Raw genomic sequence first — 17,411 nt, forward strand, 5'->3', positions numbered from 1 at the left:
GATGACCGACGACAATGCCAACACGGGACAGAAAGTGGTTCTGGTCACCGGCCCATCCGGCGCCGGGCGAACCACGGCTATCCGCGTGCTGGAAGATATCGGCTATGAGGTCATCGACAATCTGCCCTTGTCCTTGATTGGCCGGGTTCTGGGCGGCCCGGCACTGGATCACCCGCTGGCGCTGGGCGTTGATGTGCGTAACCGCGATTTTTCCACCGAGATGATGTTGCAGGTTATCGAAGACCTGCGCGAAAATGAAAACCATGATGTCGAGGTGTTGTATCTGGACTGCTCGCGCGAGATGTTGATCCGCCGCTATTCGGAAACCCGGCGTCGTCACCCGCTTGCCCCGGCAGAAACGCCGGATCACGGCATCACCCGCGAGATCGAGCTTCTGGCCCCGATCCGGGGCCGCGCGGATGTGCTGATTGACACGTCGGACCTGTCGCCGCATGACCTTAAAGAGGAACTGATGCAATGGCTGTCGCAGTCGGGTGCGGAAAATCTGGCGGTGTCTGTCCATTCGTTTTCCTACAAGCGGGGCGTGCCGCGTGGGCTTGATATGGTGCTGGATGCACGGTTCCTGCGCAATCCGCATTGGGAACCGTCGCTTAGATCGCTGGATGGCCGCACTGATGCCGTTGCAGATTATGTCGCCAAGGATCCGCGGTTTGACGAGTTCTTCACCCGTGTCGCAGAGTTGGTGGACTTTCTGATCCCCGCATATGGCGATGAGGGGAAATCGCATCTGGCAATCGGTTTCGGGTGTACCGGAGGGCAACACCGCTCGGTTGCCCTTACGGAAAGATTGGCAAAGACGCTTGCACACAAGGGTTGGCAAGTGTCAATTAGACATCGGGAATTGGAACGCCGCGCCGAAACGGGGCCGGCGTCGAAGCAGTTGGGGTAACGAGCGTGATCGGCATCGTGATCGTCGCGCATGGCGGGCTTGCAAGGGAATATCTTGCCGCTGTCGAACATGTTGTCGGCAAACAACCCGGTGTGCGTGCAATCTCGACCGCGGCGGATTGCGACCGGGACAGCAAACAATCCGAGATTGCCGAAGCTGCCAATGCCGTCGACGAAGGTGATGGTGTGGTGGTCGTCGTCGACATGTTTGGCGGATCGCCCGCCAACCTGTCGCTTCCGGCGTGTTGCAAGGCCGACAGAAAAATCCTGTATGGGGCCAATTTGCCCATGTTGGTAAAGCTGGCCAAGACCCGACATCTGCCGATTGACATGTCCACGAGCAAGGCGCTTGCAGCGGGTCGAAAATACATCGACTGTATTGATGGTATACAGGAGTTGTAGTGTATGAGCACGAGCCGCGAATTGGAGATCATCAACGTCAAAGGGCTGCACGCACGTGCATCGGCCAAATTCGTTGATACGGTCGAAAACCATGACGCGACCGCCCGCGTATCCAAAGATGGGATTGATGCCGAAGGGGATTCGATCATGGGTCTGTTGATGCTGGCAGCGTCGCAAGGCACGAAGATCCACGTCGAAACCTCGGGTCCGCAAGCTGCCGAACTGATGGCGGCATTGACCGAACTGGTTGAAGACAAGTTCGGCGAAGGCATGTAGGGCGCGTGCCGCGGGTTGTATATGGGACAAGACGTCGTGAATAACGCAGACAGCGATATGGTCGAAAGCAGTCAGGATGACCTGTCTCACGACCAGTATGACCGTCGCAACCTGACCTATGCCAATTCCCTGAACAACCCGGTCCAGTCCTACGTGATCCGGATTGTCGAATGGTTCACCGGCAAGATCTCGATCCTGCGCATGGTCCGAAAACTGGAAAAGCGGGGCGCACCGAAGGGGCAGGCGTTCTGGGGTGCCTGTCTGGACGTGATGGGCATTCGTGTCGAAACGCCTGAAGATCAACTGCGGAATATTCCACCCGACGGTCCGGTGATTGCGGTTGCCAATCACCCGCATGGATTGGTGGACGGGATGGTGTTGGCTGAACTGATCGGTCGTCGCCGTCAGGATTATCGCATTCTCAGCCGCTCGGTTCTGGATGGGTTGGATCAGGTTGCGTCGTCCTACATGATCCCCGTGCCATTTCCACATGATCCTGAAGCGCAACAAAAGATGGTCGAAATGCGCGCCAAGACCATGGCGCACCTGAAAGCCGGCGGGCTTGTAACCCTTTTCCCGTCTGGTGTCGTTGCGTCGTCAAACACGCTGTTCGGCCCGGCGATTGAGCGGGAATGGAATGTCTTTACCGCGCAATTGATCCGCCGCTCCGGGGCCAAGGTGGTGCCGATCTACTTCCCCGGCGCGAACTCACGCTGGTATCAGATCGCCAACCGGTTGTCGGCCACCATGCGGCAGGCCTTGTTGCTGCATGAGATCGTCAAAAGCTGCAACCGCCCGCAGAAACCTGTGATCGGGACGGTGCTGACGGATCAGGAAATGGCGCGTCTGCACACCGATCCACGCGGCTTCATGGGCTGGCTGCGCGCTCATACGCTCGCCTTGGGCAAGCCTAGCGATTAGTCAGATCGCCGTTACCGTGTTGGAACGGGCGTGTCACCGCGATAGTCATAAAACCCACGTTTGGATTTCCGGCCAAGCCATCCAGCTTCGACATATTTGGTCAGAAGCGGGCAGGGGCGGTATTTGGTATCCGCCAACCCGTCATGCAGAACGTTCATGATGGCAAGACAGGTGTCCAGCCCGATGAAATCTGCCAGTTCCAGTGGCCCCATCGGGTGATTGGCACCCAGTTTCAACGATGTGTCGATGCTCTGCACGGATCCCACACCTTCGTAAAGCGTGTAAACCGCCTCGTTTATCATTGGCATCAGGATGCGGTTGACGATGAAGGCTGGAAAATCTTCGGCGCTGGCGGCGGTTTTGCCCAGACGCTCCACAACGCCATGGCAGGCTTTGAACGTTTCCTGGTCAGTTGCGATGCCCCGGATCAGTTCCACAAGCTGCATCACCGGAACCGGGTTCATGAAGTGGAACCCCATGAACCGTTCCGGGCGGTCCGTGCCGCTGGCCAGCCGCGTGATCGAGATGGACGAGGTATTCGATGTCAGGATCGTTTCAGGTTTCAGATGCGGCAAAAGTCCGTCGAAAATCTTCTTCTTAAGGGCTTCATTTTCGGTTGCTGCTTCGATGATCAGATCGGTTGCGCCGATGTCCGGTAATTTCAACGTGGTCGAGATCAGGCCCAGTGCTTTATCACGTTCTTCGGATGTGATCGCGTCGCGTGAAACCTGGCGCTCCATGTTCTTCGCGATACGCGCCATGGCTGCATCCAGACTGTCCTGACTGATATCGTTCAGGCGCACCTCGTAACCGGCCAGTGCCATCACATGCGCGATGCCGTTGCCCATTTGCCCGGCACCCACAATGCCAATCGTCTCGATGCTCATCTGATCCCTTTCATTGTCTTGCGACAGAGTATGCGGCAGCGCGGCGGGGGTGCAAGGGTTAAGCACCACCTAAAAAGATTAGCTGCATTTGAGGGTTAGCCAATTGAAAACCAGTTTATGCGAATCATCGTTTCGGGTGAATTTAATTGGAGTGGGTGGAATGGCTTACGATACCTTGGGCAAAGGTCCTCTGAACTATCAACTGTGCAGATACGGGACGTCGAAAATTCTGTTTCGTGGTCCGAAAAAGAAGCTGGCCACGCCATATATTGCGGTGCTGGGCGGGACCGAGACATTTGGCAAATACCTCCCGCATCCCTATCCGGACCTGCTGCAATTGGAGCTTGGTTTGCAGGTCGCGAATTTTGGATGTCAGAATGCCGGGGTGGACGCCTTTTTGCATGATCATGGGTTGCTGACGCTGTGCAACCGCGCCAAAGTAACCGTGTTGCAAGTGCCCGGCGCGCATAACATGTCGAACCGGTTCTATTCTGTGCACCCACGACGTAATGACAGGTTTCTGCGCGGTTCGAACCTGTTGAAAGAGCTGTATGGCGAGATTGATTTAACCGAGTTCAACTTTACGCGCCATCTTTTGACGGCTCTGCACGACACATCGGCTGAACGGTTCGCCAAGATCGTGCAAGAGCTGCGCACGGCATGGGTTGCGCGGATGAAACTTCTAATCGCGAAGCTGGACTGCGAAGTCGTGCTGCTGTGGCTGGCCGATCACCGGATCAGCGAAGGCGCGCAGAACGGCATCAATGGGTCGGACCCGCTGTTTGTCGATCGCGACATGGTGCGAGCCATCGCGCCTTTTGTCGCGGATGTTGTCGAGGTTGCGGTGTCTCGGCAACAGAAGGAAGATGGGCATCGCGGGTTGGTCTATGCCGATATGGACGAACCAGCCACACGCGACATGCTGGGCAACATCGCCCATCAAAACGCAAGCCGCGCCGTGCATGACGCCATTGACCGGCTTCGGTAAGTCGGGAACGAAAAAGGCCCGCACAAATGGCAGGCCTTAGTCTATTCTGATCGTTCAAACGTCAGAGCTTTTCGGTCAGTTCCGGGACGGCTGTGAAGAGGTCAGCGACCAGACCAAAATCGGCGACCTGGAAGATCGGCGCCTCTTCGTCCTTGTTGATCGCAACGATGATTTTCGAATCCTTCATGCCAGCCAGGTGCTGAATGGCGCCCGAAATGCCGACCGCGATATACAGGTCCGGGGCGACGACTTTGCCGGTCTGACCCACCTGCCAGTCGTTCGGGGCATAACCCGAATCGACCGCTGCACGTGATGCACCAACGGCCGCACCCAGCTTGTCTGCAAGTTGCTCGATCAGTTTGAAATCCTCTTCCGAGCCAACGCCACGACCGCCGGACACGACCACACCAGCCGAGGTCAGTTCGGGCCGGTCACTTTCGGCAACCTTGTCCTCGACCCATTCCGACAGGCCGGGGTTTTCGGCGGCCGAGATGGTTTCAACCGAAGCGGACCCACCTTCGCCAGCGGCGTCAAATGTCGATGTCCGAAAGGTGATGACCTTTTTCGCATCTGACGATTTCACGGTCTGAACGGCGTTGCCCGCATAGATCGGGCGCTCGAACGTATTGGCATCAACCACACCCGATGCGTCCGAAATCACCATAACGTCCAACAACGCGGCCACGCGGGGCATCACGTTCTTGGCGTCGGTGGTGGCCGGGGCAACGATATGTTCGTAATCGCCAGCCAACGATACGATCAGGGCTGCGGTCGATTCTGCCAGACGATGACCCAGCGATGGATCCTCGGCGACCAGCACCTTGGACACGCCGTCGATTTTCGCGGCAGCGTCACCCGCCGCAGCGGCCGAGGCACCAGCAGCGAGAACGGTCACATCACCCAGCGCTTTCGCGGCCGTGACAGTCTTGGCGGTGGCGTCCATCGCCAGTTCGCCATTGTTGACTTCTGCGAGAAGAAGAACAGCCATTATACAGCCCCCGCTTCTTTAAGTTTCTCTACCAGTTCGTCGACCGAACCCACGATGATGCCAGCGGCCCGCGCGGCGGGTTCGGTGGTCGAAACGATTTCAAGGCGCGGCGTGACGTCGACGCCGTAATCGGCGGCGGTTTTTTCGTCCAGCGGCTTCTTCTTCGCCTTCATGATGTTCGGCAGCGAGGCATAGCGCGGTTCGTTCAGACGCAGATCGACGGTGACAATGGTTGGCATCGAAACCTTGATGGTTTGCAGACCGCCATCCACTTCGCGGGTCACAACGGCCTTGTCGCCGTCAATGTCCAGCTCGGATGCGAACGTGCCTTGTGACCAACCCAGCAGGGCTGACAGCATCTGGCCGGTAGCGTTCATGTCATTGTCGATGGCTTGCTTGCCTGCCAGAACCAGGGTCGGCTGTTCTTCTTCAACAACCTTCGCCAAGATTTTTGCAACGGCCAACGGTTCGATGTCGTTATGAACATCATCGGCAGCGACCACCAGAATGGCGCGGTCAGCACCCATCGCCAGCGCGGTGCGCAGGGTTTCCTGAGCTTGCTTCACGCCGATCGACACGACGACGATCTCTTCGGCCTTGCCGGCTTCTTTCAGGCGGATGGCTTCTTCGACGGCAATCTCGTCAAAGGGGTTCATCGACATTTTTACGTTTGCAAGATCGACACCGGATCCGTCCGCTTTTACACGAACCTTCACGTTGTAGTCGATCACGCGCTTCACAGGCACAAGCACCTTCATTGGCGTGTCTCTCCCAATTAGGCCCCGGATGGGGCGGTCTCAGTTCTTCTTCCGTTTATCGGGTCAGGGGCGCTGAAAACAGCGCAAAATCGTCACGTTCTGTCCAAAGGACGCCGCGTTTTTTGCTTTTGACGGGGATTCGTTACAAGAATGTTTCCAAAAGGCGGCATGGCGGCGATGAGCTTGGAAAGCCTAGCGGTTGGCACCGGGCACCCAAAGCACGTCGGCTTTGCCATCGTCATTTGCCACGCGTGCGGCGACAAAGCACCAATCCGACAGGCGGTTCAGGTATTTCACGGCTACCGGGTTTATATCTTCCTGCGTGGCCAAATGGGTGGCCAGACGTTCGGCACGGCGGCTGACGGTGCGCGACAGGTGCAGATGGGCAGCCAGCGCCGATCCACCCGGCAAGATGAAGCTGCGCAGCGGCTCCAATGCCTTGTTCATCGCGTCGATCTCGGCCTCAAGCCGATCAACTTGTTCCTGCGCCATGCGCAGTGGCGGGTATTCGGCTTCGGCATCCTTTGTCATTTCCGGGCGGCAGAGGTCTGCCCCCAGGTCGAACAGATCATTCTGAATGCGCGCCAGGGCTGCGTCGATGTCACCATCGGCATGCAGTCTTGCCAGTCCGATCGTGGCATTGGTTTCGTCCACGGTGCCATAGGCATCCACGCGCGCCGAATGTTTCGCGACTCGCGATCCGTCACCCAAAGCCGTCTCGCCCTTGTCACCCGTGCGGGTATAGATTTTGTTCAGAACAACCATCAGCCTGTACCTCCGCGCAGCCAGACAAACAGAAGGATCAATGCGATGGCAATGGCCTGTGCTGCGACCCGCCATCGCATCATCTTGTTGGAGTATTTTCGCGAGGTCTCGCCGCCGATACCGAACGATCCGATGCCCAGCATCAGGATGATCAGCACCGCAGCGCAGGCCAACACGACAATAACAAATAACGGGTCGTCGAACATGAAAGATCCTCGGTCCTAGTTCCTGATCAGATAGCCCTGTGAGGTGGAAATTGCGAGGGGCAATCGGTTGAGGTCAGCCATTTGGCGTCAAGCGATCGCCCATCCGGGTCGACAGAACCCGCCGGGCAATCCCCGCGATCCGAGTCGCGGTGGTGACATAGTATCGCGGCTTTGGCTTCGGATGTTCCAGCGCGTGGATCAGCTTGTCGGTAACGGCAGACGGCGGCAGTTCGAACCGATCCGGTGTGCCGCTGTCATCATAAAGCCGTTCGCGCAGCTTGCGATACAGGCCAGCACGTGGGCTGTTTTCCCAGTCGATCCAGCGTTCGAAATGCGGTTGTGCATTCTGGCGGATCTTCGTGGTGATCGGGCCCGGCTGGATCAGGATCACTTTAATGTCGGTGCCCCGCATCTCAAGTCGCAAGGTATCAGTCAGGCCTTCGAGTGCAAATTTGGATGCCACGTAAGCGCCGCGCCAGGGCATTGCAGCAAAACCAAGAACGGACGAGTTATTGACGATCCGGCCATACCCCTGCGCCCGCATGATAGGCAGGACCAGCCGTGTCAGGTGGTGATAGCCGAACAGGTTTGTTTCGAAAATCGACCGCAGCGCGTCCGTGGGCAGATCTTCGACCGCGCCGGGGATTGCGAAGGCACCGTTATTGAACAATGCGTCAAGCGTGCCACCAGTGCGTTTGGTGACTTCTGCGACAGCAGCGTCCATGCTGGCCTCGTCCGCGTGGTCCAGCACGAAACTCTCTAAGCCTTCAGAGCGCAGGCGGTCGCAATCGGCGTCTTTCCGGCAGGTGGCAAAGACGCGCCAGCCGCGCTTGGCCAATGTGTGGGCCGCGACATATCCGATGCCAGAGGAGCAACCGGTGATAAGAATGGATTTGTCTGTCATGGCCACTGCGTTGTCTGATTGGTTGCGTTGGCGACACTAAGACGGCAGGGCTCCGGCGGGTCAACGGAAAACGACGGGCGGATCAAGCAGGTCGCTTATTTTGTCTGCGTTCAATGTGGTCGGAAAGCCGCTAGAATTGAGGGTCCAGGAAACTTGATGCCATGAAGCCACGTTCCCCGGTTGCGACCACTTTGATCTGGCTCCAACCACCGGCGGCGGTGCCCATGTCATAGACTTCGGTCCCGCGCGTCAGTCTGGCGACAACACCGTAGCTTGTCGACGGTCCCGCGCGCATATTTACAGTCGTGCCGCTGACGAGCGCGGTTGGAAAAGCCTCTGTTTTCAGGCTCGCTGCCGCTGGTGCCGGCTTTGTAATCTTCGATGCCATCTGCCGGGCCGCCGCTTCTGCACGTTCGGCGGGCGTTTGCGGTGCAGACGCGTTTTCAACGGTGACAGGAACGACCGTCAATCGCGCGGGAGCTGCTGCGACCGGCGGTGTAACGGTTGGTGCCGCGTTCGCCGTTGCGATGATTTCACCCTCTGCGGTTTCGGGCGATGCCGAGATCCCAGCATCAAGCGATGCGGACACGGGCACAATCGTGTCCTGCGCGATCGTCGGTTCACGCCCGATACGATCAACTGGCAAATCGCCGTCCCGTCCGAAATGGACCATCGCGACGCCAAGCGCCCCGACTGTCAGGCAGCTTAGTTTGATAATTCCCACAATATTTCCCCTTAACCAAATACCCTTGACGAGATCTTTTCGATCTTCTGTTCAACTATTTAACGCAAAAACCCGCGCGCGGTTCCGAATGTCAGCCCCTTACCGACATATCTCAAACTGGAGTTCGTCTAGCTGGTGTTAAAATGAACACCGTGTCATGCAAAATATCAGGGGAAAGATCGTTATCCTTTCCCACAGTAGCTTTACCCTTCTCACAGCACTCGATACACAACAATTATGAACGATTTGACCGACGACAGCAATAAAAAGTCCCTTTCTGTGTCCGAGCCTTTGCGCCGGGCGATTGGGGATCGTTATCTGACCTATGCCCTGTCAACCATCATGCACCGGGCCTTGCCTGACGCGCGCGATGGATTGAAACCAGTGCACCGCCGCATCCTTTACGCGATGTCGCGGTTGAAGCTGGCATCGGGTGGCAAGTTCTTGAAATCAGCAAAGATTTCCGGCGATACGATGGGGGATTTTCACCCGCACGGGGATGCGGCGATCTATGATGCGATGGCGCGTTTGGCACAGGATTTCGCAGTGCGCTATCCGCTGGTCGACGGGCAGGGCAACTTCGGCAATATTGACGGGGACAACCCGGCCGCAAGCCGATACACCGAAGCCCGCATGACCTTCGTCGCCGAGGCGATGTTGAACGGGTTGGATGAAAATGCCGTCGACTATCGCGACAACTATGATGGTCGTCTGACGGAACCGGTGGTTCTTCCGGCTGAGTTTCCGAATCTGCTGGCCAATGGGTCGTCCGGCATTGCTGTCGGGATGGCCACCAACATTCCGCCCCATAACATTGCCGAGTTGATCGACGCCTGTTTGCATCTGATCAAGGTGCCGGATGCCCGCGACGATACGCTTTTGAACTATGTGCCAGGGCCGGATTTTCCGACCGGCGGCATCATCGTTGAACCACGCGAGAACATTGCCCAAGCCTATCGCACCGGGCGCGGGTCATTCCGTTTGCGCTGTAAATGGGAAATCGAGGATCTGGGCCGTGGTCAGTGGCAGATCGTCGTGACCGAGATCCCGTATCAGGTTCAGAAATCCAAGCTGATCGAAAAGATTGCCGAGTTGATCCAGACCAAAAAGGTTCCGATCCTGGGTGACATTCGTGATGAAAGCGCCGACGACATCCGCATTGTGCTGGAGCCGAAATCCAAGAATGTGGATGCCGAGCTTCTGATGAACCTGATGTTCCGCAACTCGGACCTTGAGACGCGCTTCAGCCTGAACATGAACGTGTTGATCGACGGTGTGACGCCGAAGGTCTGTTCGATGAAAGAGGTGCTGCGCGCGTTTCTTGACCACCGCCGCGATGTGCTGCTGCGTCGCTCGCGACACCGGATGGAGAAGATCGACCACCGGCTTGAGGTGCTGGAAGGCTTCATCGTCGCCTTCCTGAACCTTGATCGCGTGATCGACATCATCCGTTATGATGACGACCCCAAACCCGCCTTGATGCGCGAGGATTGGGGCCGCGATCACGTCCGCGCGATGAACGAGGCGGACTATGTCAGCCCGGCACCGGGCGAAGGCGAGTTGTCCGAGGTTCAGGTAGATGCAATTCTGAACATGCGCCTGCGTAGTTTGCGCCGCTTGGAGGAAATCGAGCTGGTGCGCGAGCGTGACGCTTTGATGGAAGAACGCGCCGGGCTTGAGGACTTGCTGGACAGCGAAGACGTTCAATGGGCGCGGATATCTGACCAGTTGAAAGAAACCAAGAAGCTGTTTGGCAAGAATTATGAAGGCGGTGCCCGTCGAACCCAGTTTGCCGAAGCGGGCGAAGTCGAAGACGTACCGCTGGAAGCGATGATCGAGAAAGAGCCGATCACAGTTGTCTGTTCGCAAATGGGCTGGATTCGCGCCATGTCGGGGCATATCGACCTGACGCGCGAGTTGAAGTTCCGCGACGGCGACGCGCCTCGTTTCGTGTTTCATGCCGAAACCACCGACAAGCTGCTTGTATTTGATTCGAACGGCAAATTCTTCACACTTTCCGCGGCCAGTCTGCCGGGCGGGCGGGGCATGGGCGAACCCCTGCGCCTGATGGTCGATCTGCCGAACGAGGCCGAGATCATAGACCTGTTTATCCACCAGCCCGGACGGCGGTTGCTTGTCGCGTCGACCGAAGGGAACGGGTTTATCGTCAACGAAGACGATGTTCTGGCGCAGACCAAGAACGGCAAGCAGGTGCTGAACGTGGGCGATGCGCGGGCTAAGATTTGCAAACCGGTCGAAGGCGATCACGTCGCAATCGTATCCGAGAATCGCAAGCTGCTGGTGTTCCCGGTGGCCGAGATCAACGAGATGACACGCGGCAAAGGCGTGCGACTCCAGAAATACCACAGCGCCCGCGGCAAGCAGGGCGTGCTTGAACTGGATGGCGGGCTGTCCGATGCCAAGACCTTTGATTGGGAGGTCGGGCTTTCATGGCCCGCCACCGGCGACCGCACCCGGACCGAGGTGAATATGTCGCCCTGGTTGGGCAAGCGCGCCGGAGTAGGTAAAGCTCCGCCACACGGTTTCCCGCGTGACAACAAGTTTGACTGACCAATGCCGCCGGCCAATCTGCATATCACATACTCGGGACGCAAAGGTCCGATGCTGGGATTGGCGCTTAGAACTGGCATCCTGACCATCCTGACGCTGGGCTTCTATCGGTTCTGGGCCAAGACCCGTCTGCGCCGATATTACTGGAGCGCCATCCGTCCCGGCGGCATACCGTTGGAATATGTAGGCGACCCGCTGGAGAAACTTCTGGGTTTTCTGGTCGCCGTGGTTTTCATGGCGTTTTACATCGGCGTCGTGAACCTTTTACTGATGTATGTCAGCTTTGCGCTGCTTAATGGAAACGTCGCAGCCTATCTTCTCAGCCTGGCAGGTTTGGCGCCTATCGTATTCTTCGCGCAATATCGCGCGCGCCGCTATATCTTGGCGCGCACCCGCTGGCGGGGTATTCGCTTCGGGTTGGAGCCGGGGGCATGGGGCTATGCGTGGCGCGCCATGGTGCATTGGGGGCTTGCCATTCTGACGGCCGGATTGGCGTGGCCGCTGACCACGCTTTGGCTTGAGAAGTATCGGGTTGGTCACACCTATTATGGCGATCAGATATTTGTTCAGGGCGGGCGGCGTGGAATGCTGTTCGGCTCCATGAAGCACATTTACTATCCGCTTGGACTGTCCGCAGTTGCCGGGGGAATGGCTGCCGCATTTGAGAACTCGGCCTGGCTTGTGACCTTTGTGCTGACAGTGCCGTGGTTTGTTTATGGCTTGGCCTATTGGCGTGCCGACAGTTTCAAGCGCATGACCGAGACGAAAGAGCTGGGCGCGATGCGATTTCGCACGTCCCCGCGGCCCTGGACCATTGTGGGCATCTATGCGCTGGGCTGGTTTCTGATTTATTTGGTCTTCACGGGTCTGGCCCTTATCGTCACGGGGATCATTCTGGTTGCGGTCGGGGGTGTAGGAGTTGATATCGAGAACCCCGAACAGTTCGAAGCAATGCTAACGGCCGGCACTCCCGTGTTGATCATCGTCTACTTCGCGATCTTCCTCGGGTATCGGGCGATGACCCATGCCTGGATCACGCTGCCGATCGCCGCGCATTTTGCAGAGGTGACACAGATTCTGAACGCCGGAGATCTGCACCAGATCGTGCAACGTGACCGTGATGAGTTTGCCGAAGCAGAAGGGTTTGCCGAAGCCTTGGACGTGGGGGCAGCAATTTGACCGAAACACAATCAGCCGCCACCACTTTTGCGGATTTTGTTGCCGGGGAACGCGCCGTTTTGAAGCGCGTTTCGGTGCGCCTTCTGGCAGATGGGCTTGAGCTTGCGCAGCCCGATGGCCAGTCGCTGATCTGGCGCTGGGCTGAGTTGCGGGCCGAACCCGATCAGGCGGACACGGATGCGTTGGTGGTCAGTCGCTCTGGCGACAATATCGCGCGGCTTTACCTTCGGGATAAGAATGTTGAGGCTCAGCTTCGAACCCGCGCGCCACATCTGAAAAAGCGCGACCGGGCAATCCCGGTCTCCAAGCTGGTGACATGGGCGGGCGGCGCGGCCGCATCAGTGGCGGCGATCATCTTCGTGCTGGTCCCGATGATGGCCGCGCAACTGGCCGTGATGTTGCCGCCCGAGGGCGAAAAGGCGTTGGGTGACACCACATTCGAACAAATCCGATTGGCGTTGGACGAAACCGGGCTGGTTGGAACCCCGATCTGCGAAGCGCCCGCCGGGAACGCGGCGATGCAGGCCATGTATGACAGCCTGAACCCGGCATCCGATCTGCCATATGACGTCCAGATTCACATTCTTGATCACGACATGATCAACGCGTTTGCCTTGCCGGGTGGACGTATTGTCTTTTTCCGCGGATTGATCGAACAGGCCGAAAACCCGGAAGAGATTGCAGCCGTTCTGGCCCATGAAATTGGCCATGTCGTAAACCGCGACCCGACTCGCGATGCGCTGCGGTCGGCTGGCTCACTGGGCGTGCTGGGTCTTCTGTTTGGCGATTTCGCTGGCGGGACAATCGCACTTTTCCTGGCAAATCAACTGATCAATGCATCTTATAGCCAATCGGCCGAGGCTACCGCCGACGACTATGCCTATAACCTGTTGGACAATGCCGGCGTGTCACCTGCGGCGCTGGGCACAATGTTTGAAAGGTTGTTGGCGGAATATGGCGATGCCGAAGGGATTGTAGCCCATTTCATGTCGCATCCGCAGATGGGTAAACGGATCGCGGCGGCGCAGGCGGCGGTGGTTGACGGTCGGACCTATGGGTCCATCCTTGAACCCAGCGCCTGGCGATCCTTGCAGACGGTTTGCAGTGGCGAACCCGCGGCGCGATCTGACCCGACTTTGCCGGACAAAAAGGCTTGGCCCGGCAGCGACTAGGTCCATGTTGCAAAGTCATACGACGGTTCGGGGATTCCGAAATGAAACAATCGTATGTTTCCGGACCATACGGGCCACGGAAGCCTTGATTTTCCCGACGTGAACGAGTAGTCAGCGCGCGATATTGAACCCGGGTTCGGCGAAACCCCATCAGACACAAGGCTTATGGCACATGGCTAAGGAAAAGTTTGAACGCTCCAAACCGCACGTCAACATTGGCACGATTGGCCACGTTGACCACGGCAAGACGACGCTGACCGCTGCGATTACCAAGTATTTTGGTGACTTCAAGGCGTATGATCAGATTGACGGCGCACCGGAAGAGAAAGCACGTGGTATCACGATCTCGACGGCGCATGTTGAGTATGAGACGGACGCGCGTCACTACGCCCATGTCGACTGCCCCGGCCACGCTGACTATGTGAAGAACATGATCACCGGTGCGGCGCAGATGGACGGCGCGATCCTGGTTGTGAACGCAGCCGACGGCCCGATGCCGCAGACGCGCGAGCACATTCTTCTGGGCCGCCAGGTTGGTATCCCGACCATGGTCGTGTTCATGAACAAGGTTGACCAGGTTGACGACGAAGAGCTGCTTGAGCTGGTCGAGATGGAGATCCGCGAACTCTTGACCGAATACGGCTATCCCGGCGACGACATTCCGATCATCGCAGGCTCGGCGCTGGCTGCTCTGGAAGGCCGCGACGCCAATATCGGCGAAGACAAGATCCGCGAACTGATGGCGGCTGTTGACGAATTCATCCCGACGCCGGCCCGCCCGGTTGACGGTGCGTTCCTGCTGCCGATCGAAGACGTGTTCTCGATCTCGGGCCGCGGCACGGTTGTGACCGGTCGTGTTGAGCGTGGTGTTGTGAATGTTGGTGACGAGATTGAGATCGTCGGCCTGAAGGACACGCAGAAGACGACCTGCACGGGCGTTGAGATGTTCCGCAAGCTCTTGGATCGCGGTGAAGCTGGCGACAATGTCGGCGTTCTGCTGCGCGGCATCGACCGTGAGAAGGTCGAGCGTGGCCAGGTTCTGTGTAAGCCGGGCTCGGTGAACCCGCACACGAAGTTCGAAGCCGAGGTCTATATCCTGACCAAGGAAGAGGGTGGCCGTCACACGCCGTTCTTCGCGAACTACCGTCCTCAGTTCTACTTCCGGACCACAGACGTGACCGGCACGGTTGAGCTGCCGTCGGGCACCGAAATGGTGATGCCGGGCGACAACCTGAAGTTCAACGTTGAACTGATTGCGCCGATCGCGATGGAAGAAAAGCTGCGCTTCGCCATCCGCGAAGGCGGCCGCACCGTTGGGTCCGGCGTTGTGTCGAAGATCATCGAGTAATCGAAACTCCGATGCTTGACCCGGAAAGGGCGTCCTTCGGGACGCCCTTTTTGTGTCACGCCGAGAGATGATCCCGAGACGCACAATCAAACACGTGTCGAAGATCATCGAGTAAGAACGCCCCGCGTTCTGACTGGCGACAGGCGATCTGGCGGCGACGCCAAATCTGCCGAGAGCCTGATAGCGATCGCAATTCTTGAACGGAAAGGGCGCCTGAAGGCGCCCTTTTTCATTTGAGTTGCTCTTGCTCAGCAGTGTTCACTCTATAGTATGGAAAATGGATCATCCATTGTAAGGCGTGCAGCATTGTTGTTCTTGTTTCTGGTAACTCTTCTGTCTTTTCTGTTCACAGCTTTTGCGGTTTCGAAACCCGGATGGGATGATCTCCTGTTGCTCTCGGTGCCGATCACGCTTGCTGGCTTGTTCTTATTGCTGCGGCTGCTTCAGAGACAGACGTCATCGAGGCAGAGAAAACCCAAGCGACCAGCCCAAAAGAAAGTGTGGGCAATCGTTGATGGGTCGAATGTGCTGCACTGGGCAGATGGAGAACCCAGCATTGACCCGCTGCGTGCGGTAACGCGGCGATTGTTGGAACTTGGATTCTCTCCTCGGGTCTTCTTTGATGCCAACGCAGGGTATCTTCTATCTGGTCGGTATCTGCATGATCGTGATTTTGAGAACATCCTGCGTTTGCAGAGTTCATCCGTAACAGTTGTCGCGAAGGGAACGATCGCGGACGAGGCGATTTTACGTGAAGCGCGCAGATTAAATGCGATCGTTGTGACAAATGATCGTTATCGTGATTGGGCTGAAATGTTTCCCGAAGTGCAGACCAATGGATTTTTAATGCGTGGAAAATACACTTCGAACGGTTTGATGTTGGACGTTGATGTCAAAGTTGCCTCGTAATACGAACGAGGACAACGGATCGCCTCAAAGCTTATCCGGATCCACCATCAAATACCCCGTCCGCACCCCCGGATTTGCCTTGATGGCGCGCTTCATCCGGTAAATACGCTGCTTCCTGCGCCAAGTGCGGGCAAGTGGTTGAACTTCGGTCAGGCTGCCGAGTAGCGCGTCGTCGTCAAGGTCGCTGACCTTGCCCGCTGTCAGTGCCTTGTCATCAATCGGGCGGATATTCTGGAAGATCACGGTGTCGTCGGGGCAGAAGGCCACCGGCCTGAACCAGTCTTTCATCAGGTGCATTTGCACCGGGATCCACGGAAGGCGCCAGTGGAAGTAATCTTGCTGCACCACCAAAGATTGCCCCGGTATCAGATGCGGAAAGAACCGTTCGGCGATGCCGTCGGTGGTTTCGGTCGATTTCGCGGCGTCCATGACCAGCAGTTCAATTGGCGATCCGTCCCAGGTTTTTGTCAGGATGTCACCGCGATGCAGGGTGACGCGTTCCTCCCACGGTTCCAGAAGATCGCGGGCCAGCCAATAGATGTCAGTCCCTTTGAACGGCGCGATACCCTTGCGATAGAGTTCCGCGGCTTTGGTGCGTTCATCCGCTTTGAAGCGGTCATATGCATGAATCCAATGGGATTTTCCAGCGTCCATATGCCCATCGGCAAGACGCGCGGTTGATCCGCCGACGAAGCAGCCCAGATCGACAACGGCCCCAATATCTTGGGTCCAATGCGATGTAAGCCAATAATAGAGTTTTTGTTCCCGCTTCGCCAACATGGTCGGCACGCTCTGGGTTTGCTCCATCTCGGCCCGGTCGATGGCGCGCCACGGCGCATCGTTGAATTCGTTGGTATCCCGTATCATCTGGATTCCGTGTTACCGCATCATCTGGCAGGTAAACAGTCGAAGATTTAAGGTCGGGTTGCTTTCTTCGCAGATTGTCGCTGAAATCGCTTGAAAACATCTGCGCCTTGCCGTAATCCGACCCTCGGTCCTAGGGGTATAGCTCAGTTGGTAGAGCGACGGTCTCCAAAACCGTAGGTCCCGGGTTCGAACCCTGGTGCCCCTGCCATTTCCACCGCTTCGTTGACCTTGACCACGTCATTTCGGCTTTATTGTCGGGGCGCAGGGCTGACGAGGCTTGAAAACCCCGCGCGCATTGCGTAATTGACCGCCTGACTCATAAAAGGTTGAGAAACAAGATGACCAATCCGCTGCAATTCATTCAGCAGGTGCGTGCCGAAGTGTCCAAGGTGACATGGCCGACCCGCCGCGAAGTGCTTCTGACCACAGGGATGGTGTTTGTGCTGGCTGCGCTGACGGCGCTGTTCTTCTCGCTTATTGATCTGGGTATTCGCAGCGGTCTGGCTGTTGTGCTTGGTCTGTTTGGCTGAGTTTTCGCCTGACCCCTTGAAATGAGCACGTTTCAGGGGTAGTCCGGGCGACACTTCGGGACGGGCGTGTGGCGATTCGAGTTGCACGCCGCTTTTTTGTTCCCGAA

19 protein-coding genes and 1 tRNA gene are annotated in these 17,411 nt (G+C 57.4%); 12 read left to right on the forward strand and 8 right to left on the reverse strand.

Annotation, left to right across the window (positions count from 1 at the left end; all coding sequences use genetic code 11):
* The first annotated feature begins 1 nt into the window (after position 1).
* The 4 genes from rapZ to BMY55_RS02690 are packed head-to-tail and all read left to right on the forward strand — an operon-like array spanning position 2 to position 2,508.
* Complete coding sequence (gene rapZ / locus BMY55_RS02675) at positions 2 to 910, forward strand: RNase adapter RapZ (RefSeq protein ID WP_407638993.1); 909 nt, start codon at positions 2 to 4, stop codon at positions 908 to 910.
* 5 nt (positions 911 to 915) lie between these two features.
* Positions 916 to 1,311: a PTS sugar transporter subunit IIA gene (locus BMY55_RS02680; RefSeq protein WP_091428076.1), complete on the forward strand. Its 396-nt coding sequence runs from the start codon at positions 916 to 918 to the stop codon at positions 1,309 to 1,311.
* Between the two features lie 3 nt (positions 1,312 to 1,314).
* Positions 1,315 to 1,587, forward strand: a complete 273-nt coding sequence (locus BMY55_RS02685; RefSeq protein WP_091428078.1) for an HPr family phosphocarrier protein — start codon at positions 1,315 to 1,317, stop codon at positions 1,585 to 1,587.
* Between the two features lie 57 nt (positions 1,588 to 1,644).
* A complete protein-coding gene (locus BMY55_RS02690; RefSeq protein WP_245744757.1) occupies positions 1,645 to 2,508 on the forward strand; it encodes a lysophospholipid acyltransferase family protein in 864 nt (287 codons plus the stop codon).
* An 11-nt stretch (positions 2,509 to 2,519) separates the two neighbouring features.
* Here the strand turns inward: BMY55_RS02690 and BMY55_RS02695 are convergent, their stop codons facing one another.
* Positions 2,520 to 3,395: a 3-hydroxybutyryl-CoA dehydrogenase gene (locus BMY55_RS02695; protein WP_091428081.1), complete on the reverse strand. Its 876-nt coding sequence runs from the start codon at positions 3,393 to 3,395 to the stop codon at positions 2,520 to 2,522.
* Between the two features lie 160 nt (positions 3,396 to 3,555).
* Here BMY55_RS02695 and BMY55_RS02700 point away from each other — a divergent pair, with 160 nt between their 5' ends.
* A complete protein-coding gene (locus tag BMY55_RS02700; protein WP_091428083.1) occupies positions 3,556 to 4,383 on the forward strand; it encodes a DUF6473 family protein in 828 nt (275 codons plus the stop codon).
* 61 nt (positions 4,384 to 4,444) lie between these two features.
* On the opposite strand, the gene BMY55_RS02705 is transcribed toward BMY55_RS02700, so the two are convergent.
* The 6 genes from BMY55_RS02705 to BMY55_RS02730 all read right to left on the reverse strand — a co-directional run bounded on the left by BMY55_RS02705 (position 4,445) and on the right by BMY55_RS02730 (position 8,728).
* Positions 4,445 to 5,371: an electron transfer flavoprotein subunit alpha/FixB family protein gene (locus BMY55_RS02705; RefSeq protein WP_091428084.1), complete on the reverse strand. Its 927-nt coding sequence runs from the start codon at positions 5,369 to 5,371 to the stop codon at positions 4,445 to 4,447.
* The gene (locus BMY55_RS02710; protein ID WP_091428086.1) at positions 5,371 to 6,129 is read right to left on the reverse strand and encodes an electron transfer flavoprotein subunit beta/FixA family protein; all 759 of its coding nucleotides are present in this window, start codon (positions 6,127 to 6,129) and stop codon (positions 5,371 to 5,373) included. The genes BMY55_RS02705 and BMY55_RS02710 overlap by 1 nt, the downstream gene beginning before the upstream one ends.
* Positions 6,130 to 6,321: 192 nt before the next feature.
* Positions 6,322 to 6,894 carry a cob(I)yrinic acid a,c-diamide adenosyltransferase gene (locus BMY55_RS02715; RefSeq protein WP_091428088.1) on the reverse strand — a complete coding sequence of 191 codons (573 nt, stop codon included), beginning with the start codon at positions 6,892 to 6,894 and terminating at the stop codon, positions 6,322 to 6,324.
* Positions 6,894 to 7,100, reverse strand: a complete 207-nt coding sequence (locus BMY55_RS02720) for a twin transmembrane helix small protein (protein WP_091428089.1) — start codon at positions 7,098 to 7,100, stop codon at positions 6,894 to 6,896. The genes BMY55_RS02715 and BMY55_RS02720 overlap by 1 nt, the downstream gene beginning before the upstream one ends.
* A gap of 73 nt (positions 7,101 to 7,173) precedes the next feature.
* The gene (locus tag BMY55_RS02725) at positions 7,174 to 8,004 is read right to left on the reverse strand and encodes an SDR family NAD(P)-dependent oxidoreductase (protein WP_091428091.1); all 831 of its coding nucleotides are present in this window, start codon (positions 8,002 to 8,004) and stop codon (positions 7,174 to 7,176) included.
* Positions 8,005 to 8,134: 130 nt separating this feature from the next.
* A complete protein-coding gene (locus tag BMY55_RS02730) occupies positions 8,135 to 8,728 on the reverse strand; it encodes an SH3 domain-containing protein (protein ID WP_091428093.1) in 594 nt (197 codons plus the stop codon).
* 237 nt (positions 8,729 to 8,965) lie between these two features.
* Here BMY55_RS02730 and parC point away from each other — a divergent pair, with 237 nt between their 5' ends.
* The 5 genes from parC (at position 8,966) to BMY55_RS02755 (ending at position 15,907) form a co-directional block, all read left to right on the forward strand.
* Positions 8,966 to 11,299: a DNA topoisomerase IV subunit A gene (gene parC / locus BMY55_RS02735; RefSeq protein WP_091428095.1), complete on the forward strand. Its 2,334-nt coding sequence runs from the start codon at positions 8,966 to 8,968 to the stop codon at positions 11,297 to 11,299.
* Between the two features lie 3 nt (positions 11,300 to 11,302).
* A complete protein-coding gene (locus tag BMY55_RS02740; RefSeq protein WP_091428096.1) occupies positions 11,303 to 12,478 on the forward strand; it encodes a DUF898 family protein in 1,176 nt (391 codons plus the stop codon).
* The gene (locus BMY55_RS02745) at positions 12,475 to 13,650 is read left to right on the forward strand and encodes a M48 family metalloprotease (protein WP_091428098.1); all 1,176 of its coding nucleotides are present in this window, start codon (positions 12,475 to 12,477) and stop codon (positions 13,648 to 13,650) included. Before BMY55_RS02740 ends, BMY55_RS02745 begins: the two co-directional genes overlap by 4 nt.
* Positions 13,651 to 13,822: 172 nt before the next feature.
* A complete protein-coding gene (gene tuf / locus BMY55_RS02750) occupies positions 13,823 to 14,998 on the forward strand; it encodes an elongation factor Tu (protein ID WP_091428100.1) in 1,176 nt (391 codons plus the stop codon).
* 270 nt (positions 14,999 to 15,268) lie between these two features.
* Positions 15,269 to 15,907, forward strand: coding sequence for an NYN domain-containing protein (locus BMY55_RS02755; protein ID WP_091428103.1), 639 nt, complete (start codon positions 15,269 to 15,271; stop codon positions 15,905 to 15,907).
* Positions 15,908 to 15,931: 24 nt separating this feature from the next.
* Here the strand turns inward: BMY55_RS02755 and BMY55_RS02760 are convergent, their stop codons facing one another.
* Positions 15,932 to 16,774, reverse strand: a complete 843-nt coding sequence (locus BMY55_RS02760) for a class I SAM-dependent methyltransferase (protein WP_091428104.1) — start codon at positions 16,772 to 16,774, stop codon at positions 15,932 to 15,934.
* Between the two features lie 132 nt (positions 16,775 to 16,906).
* Between BMY55_RS02760 and BMY55_RS02765 the strand changes: the two genes are divergently transcribed.
* Both BMY55_RS02765 and secE read left to right on the forward strand, forming a co-directional pair.
* Positions 16,907 to 16,982 (forward strand) — tRNA-Trp (locus BMY55_RS02765).
* 130 nt (positions 16,983 to 17,112) lie between these two features.
* On the forward strand, positions 17,113 to 17,304 hold the full coding sequence (secE, locus tag BMY55_RS02770; RefSeq protein WP_091428105.1) for a preprotein translocase subunit SecE: 192 nt from the start codon (positions 17,113 to 17,115) through the stop codon (positions 17,302 to 17,304).
* Positions 17,305 to 17,411 lie beyond the last annotated feature (107 nt).

Source organism: Aliiroseovarius sediminilitoris, assembly GCF_900109955.1.
GTDB lineage: Bacteria > Pseudomonadota > Alphaproteobacteria > Rhodobacterales > Rhodobacteraceae > Aliiroseovarius > Aliiroseovarius sediminilitoris.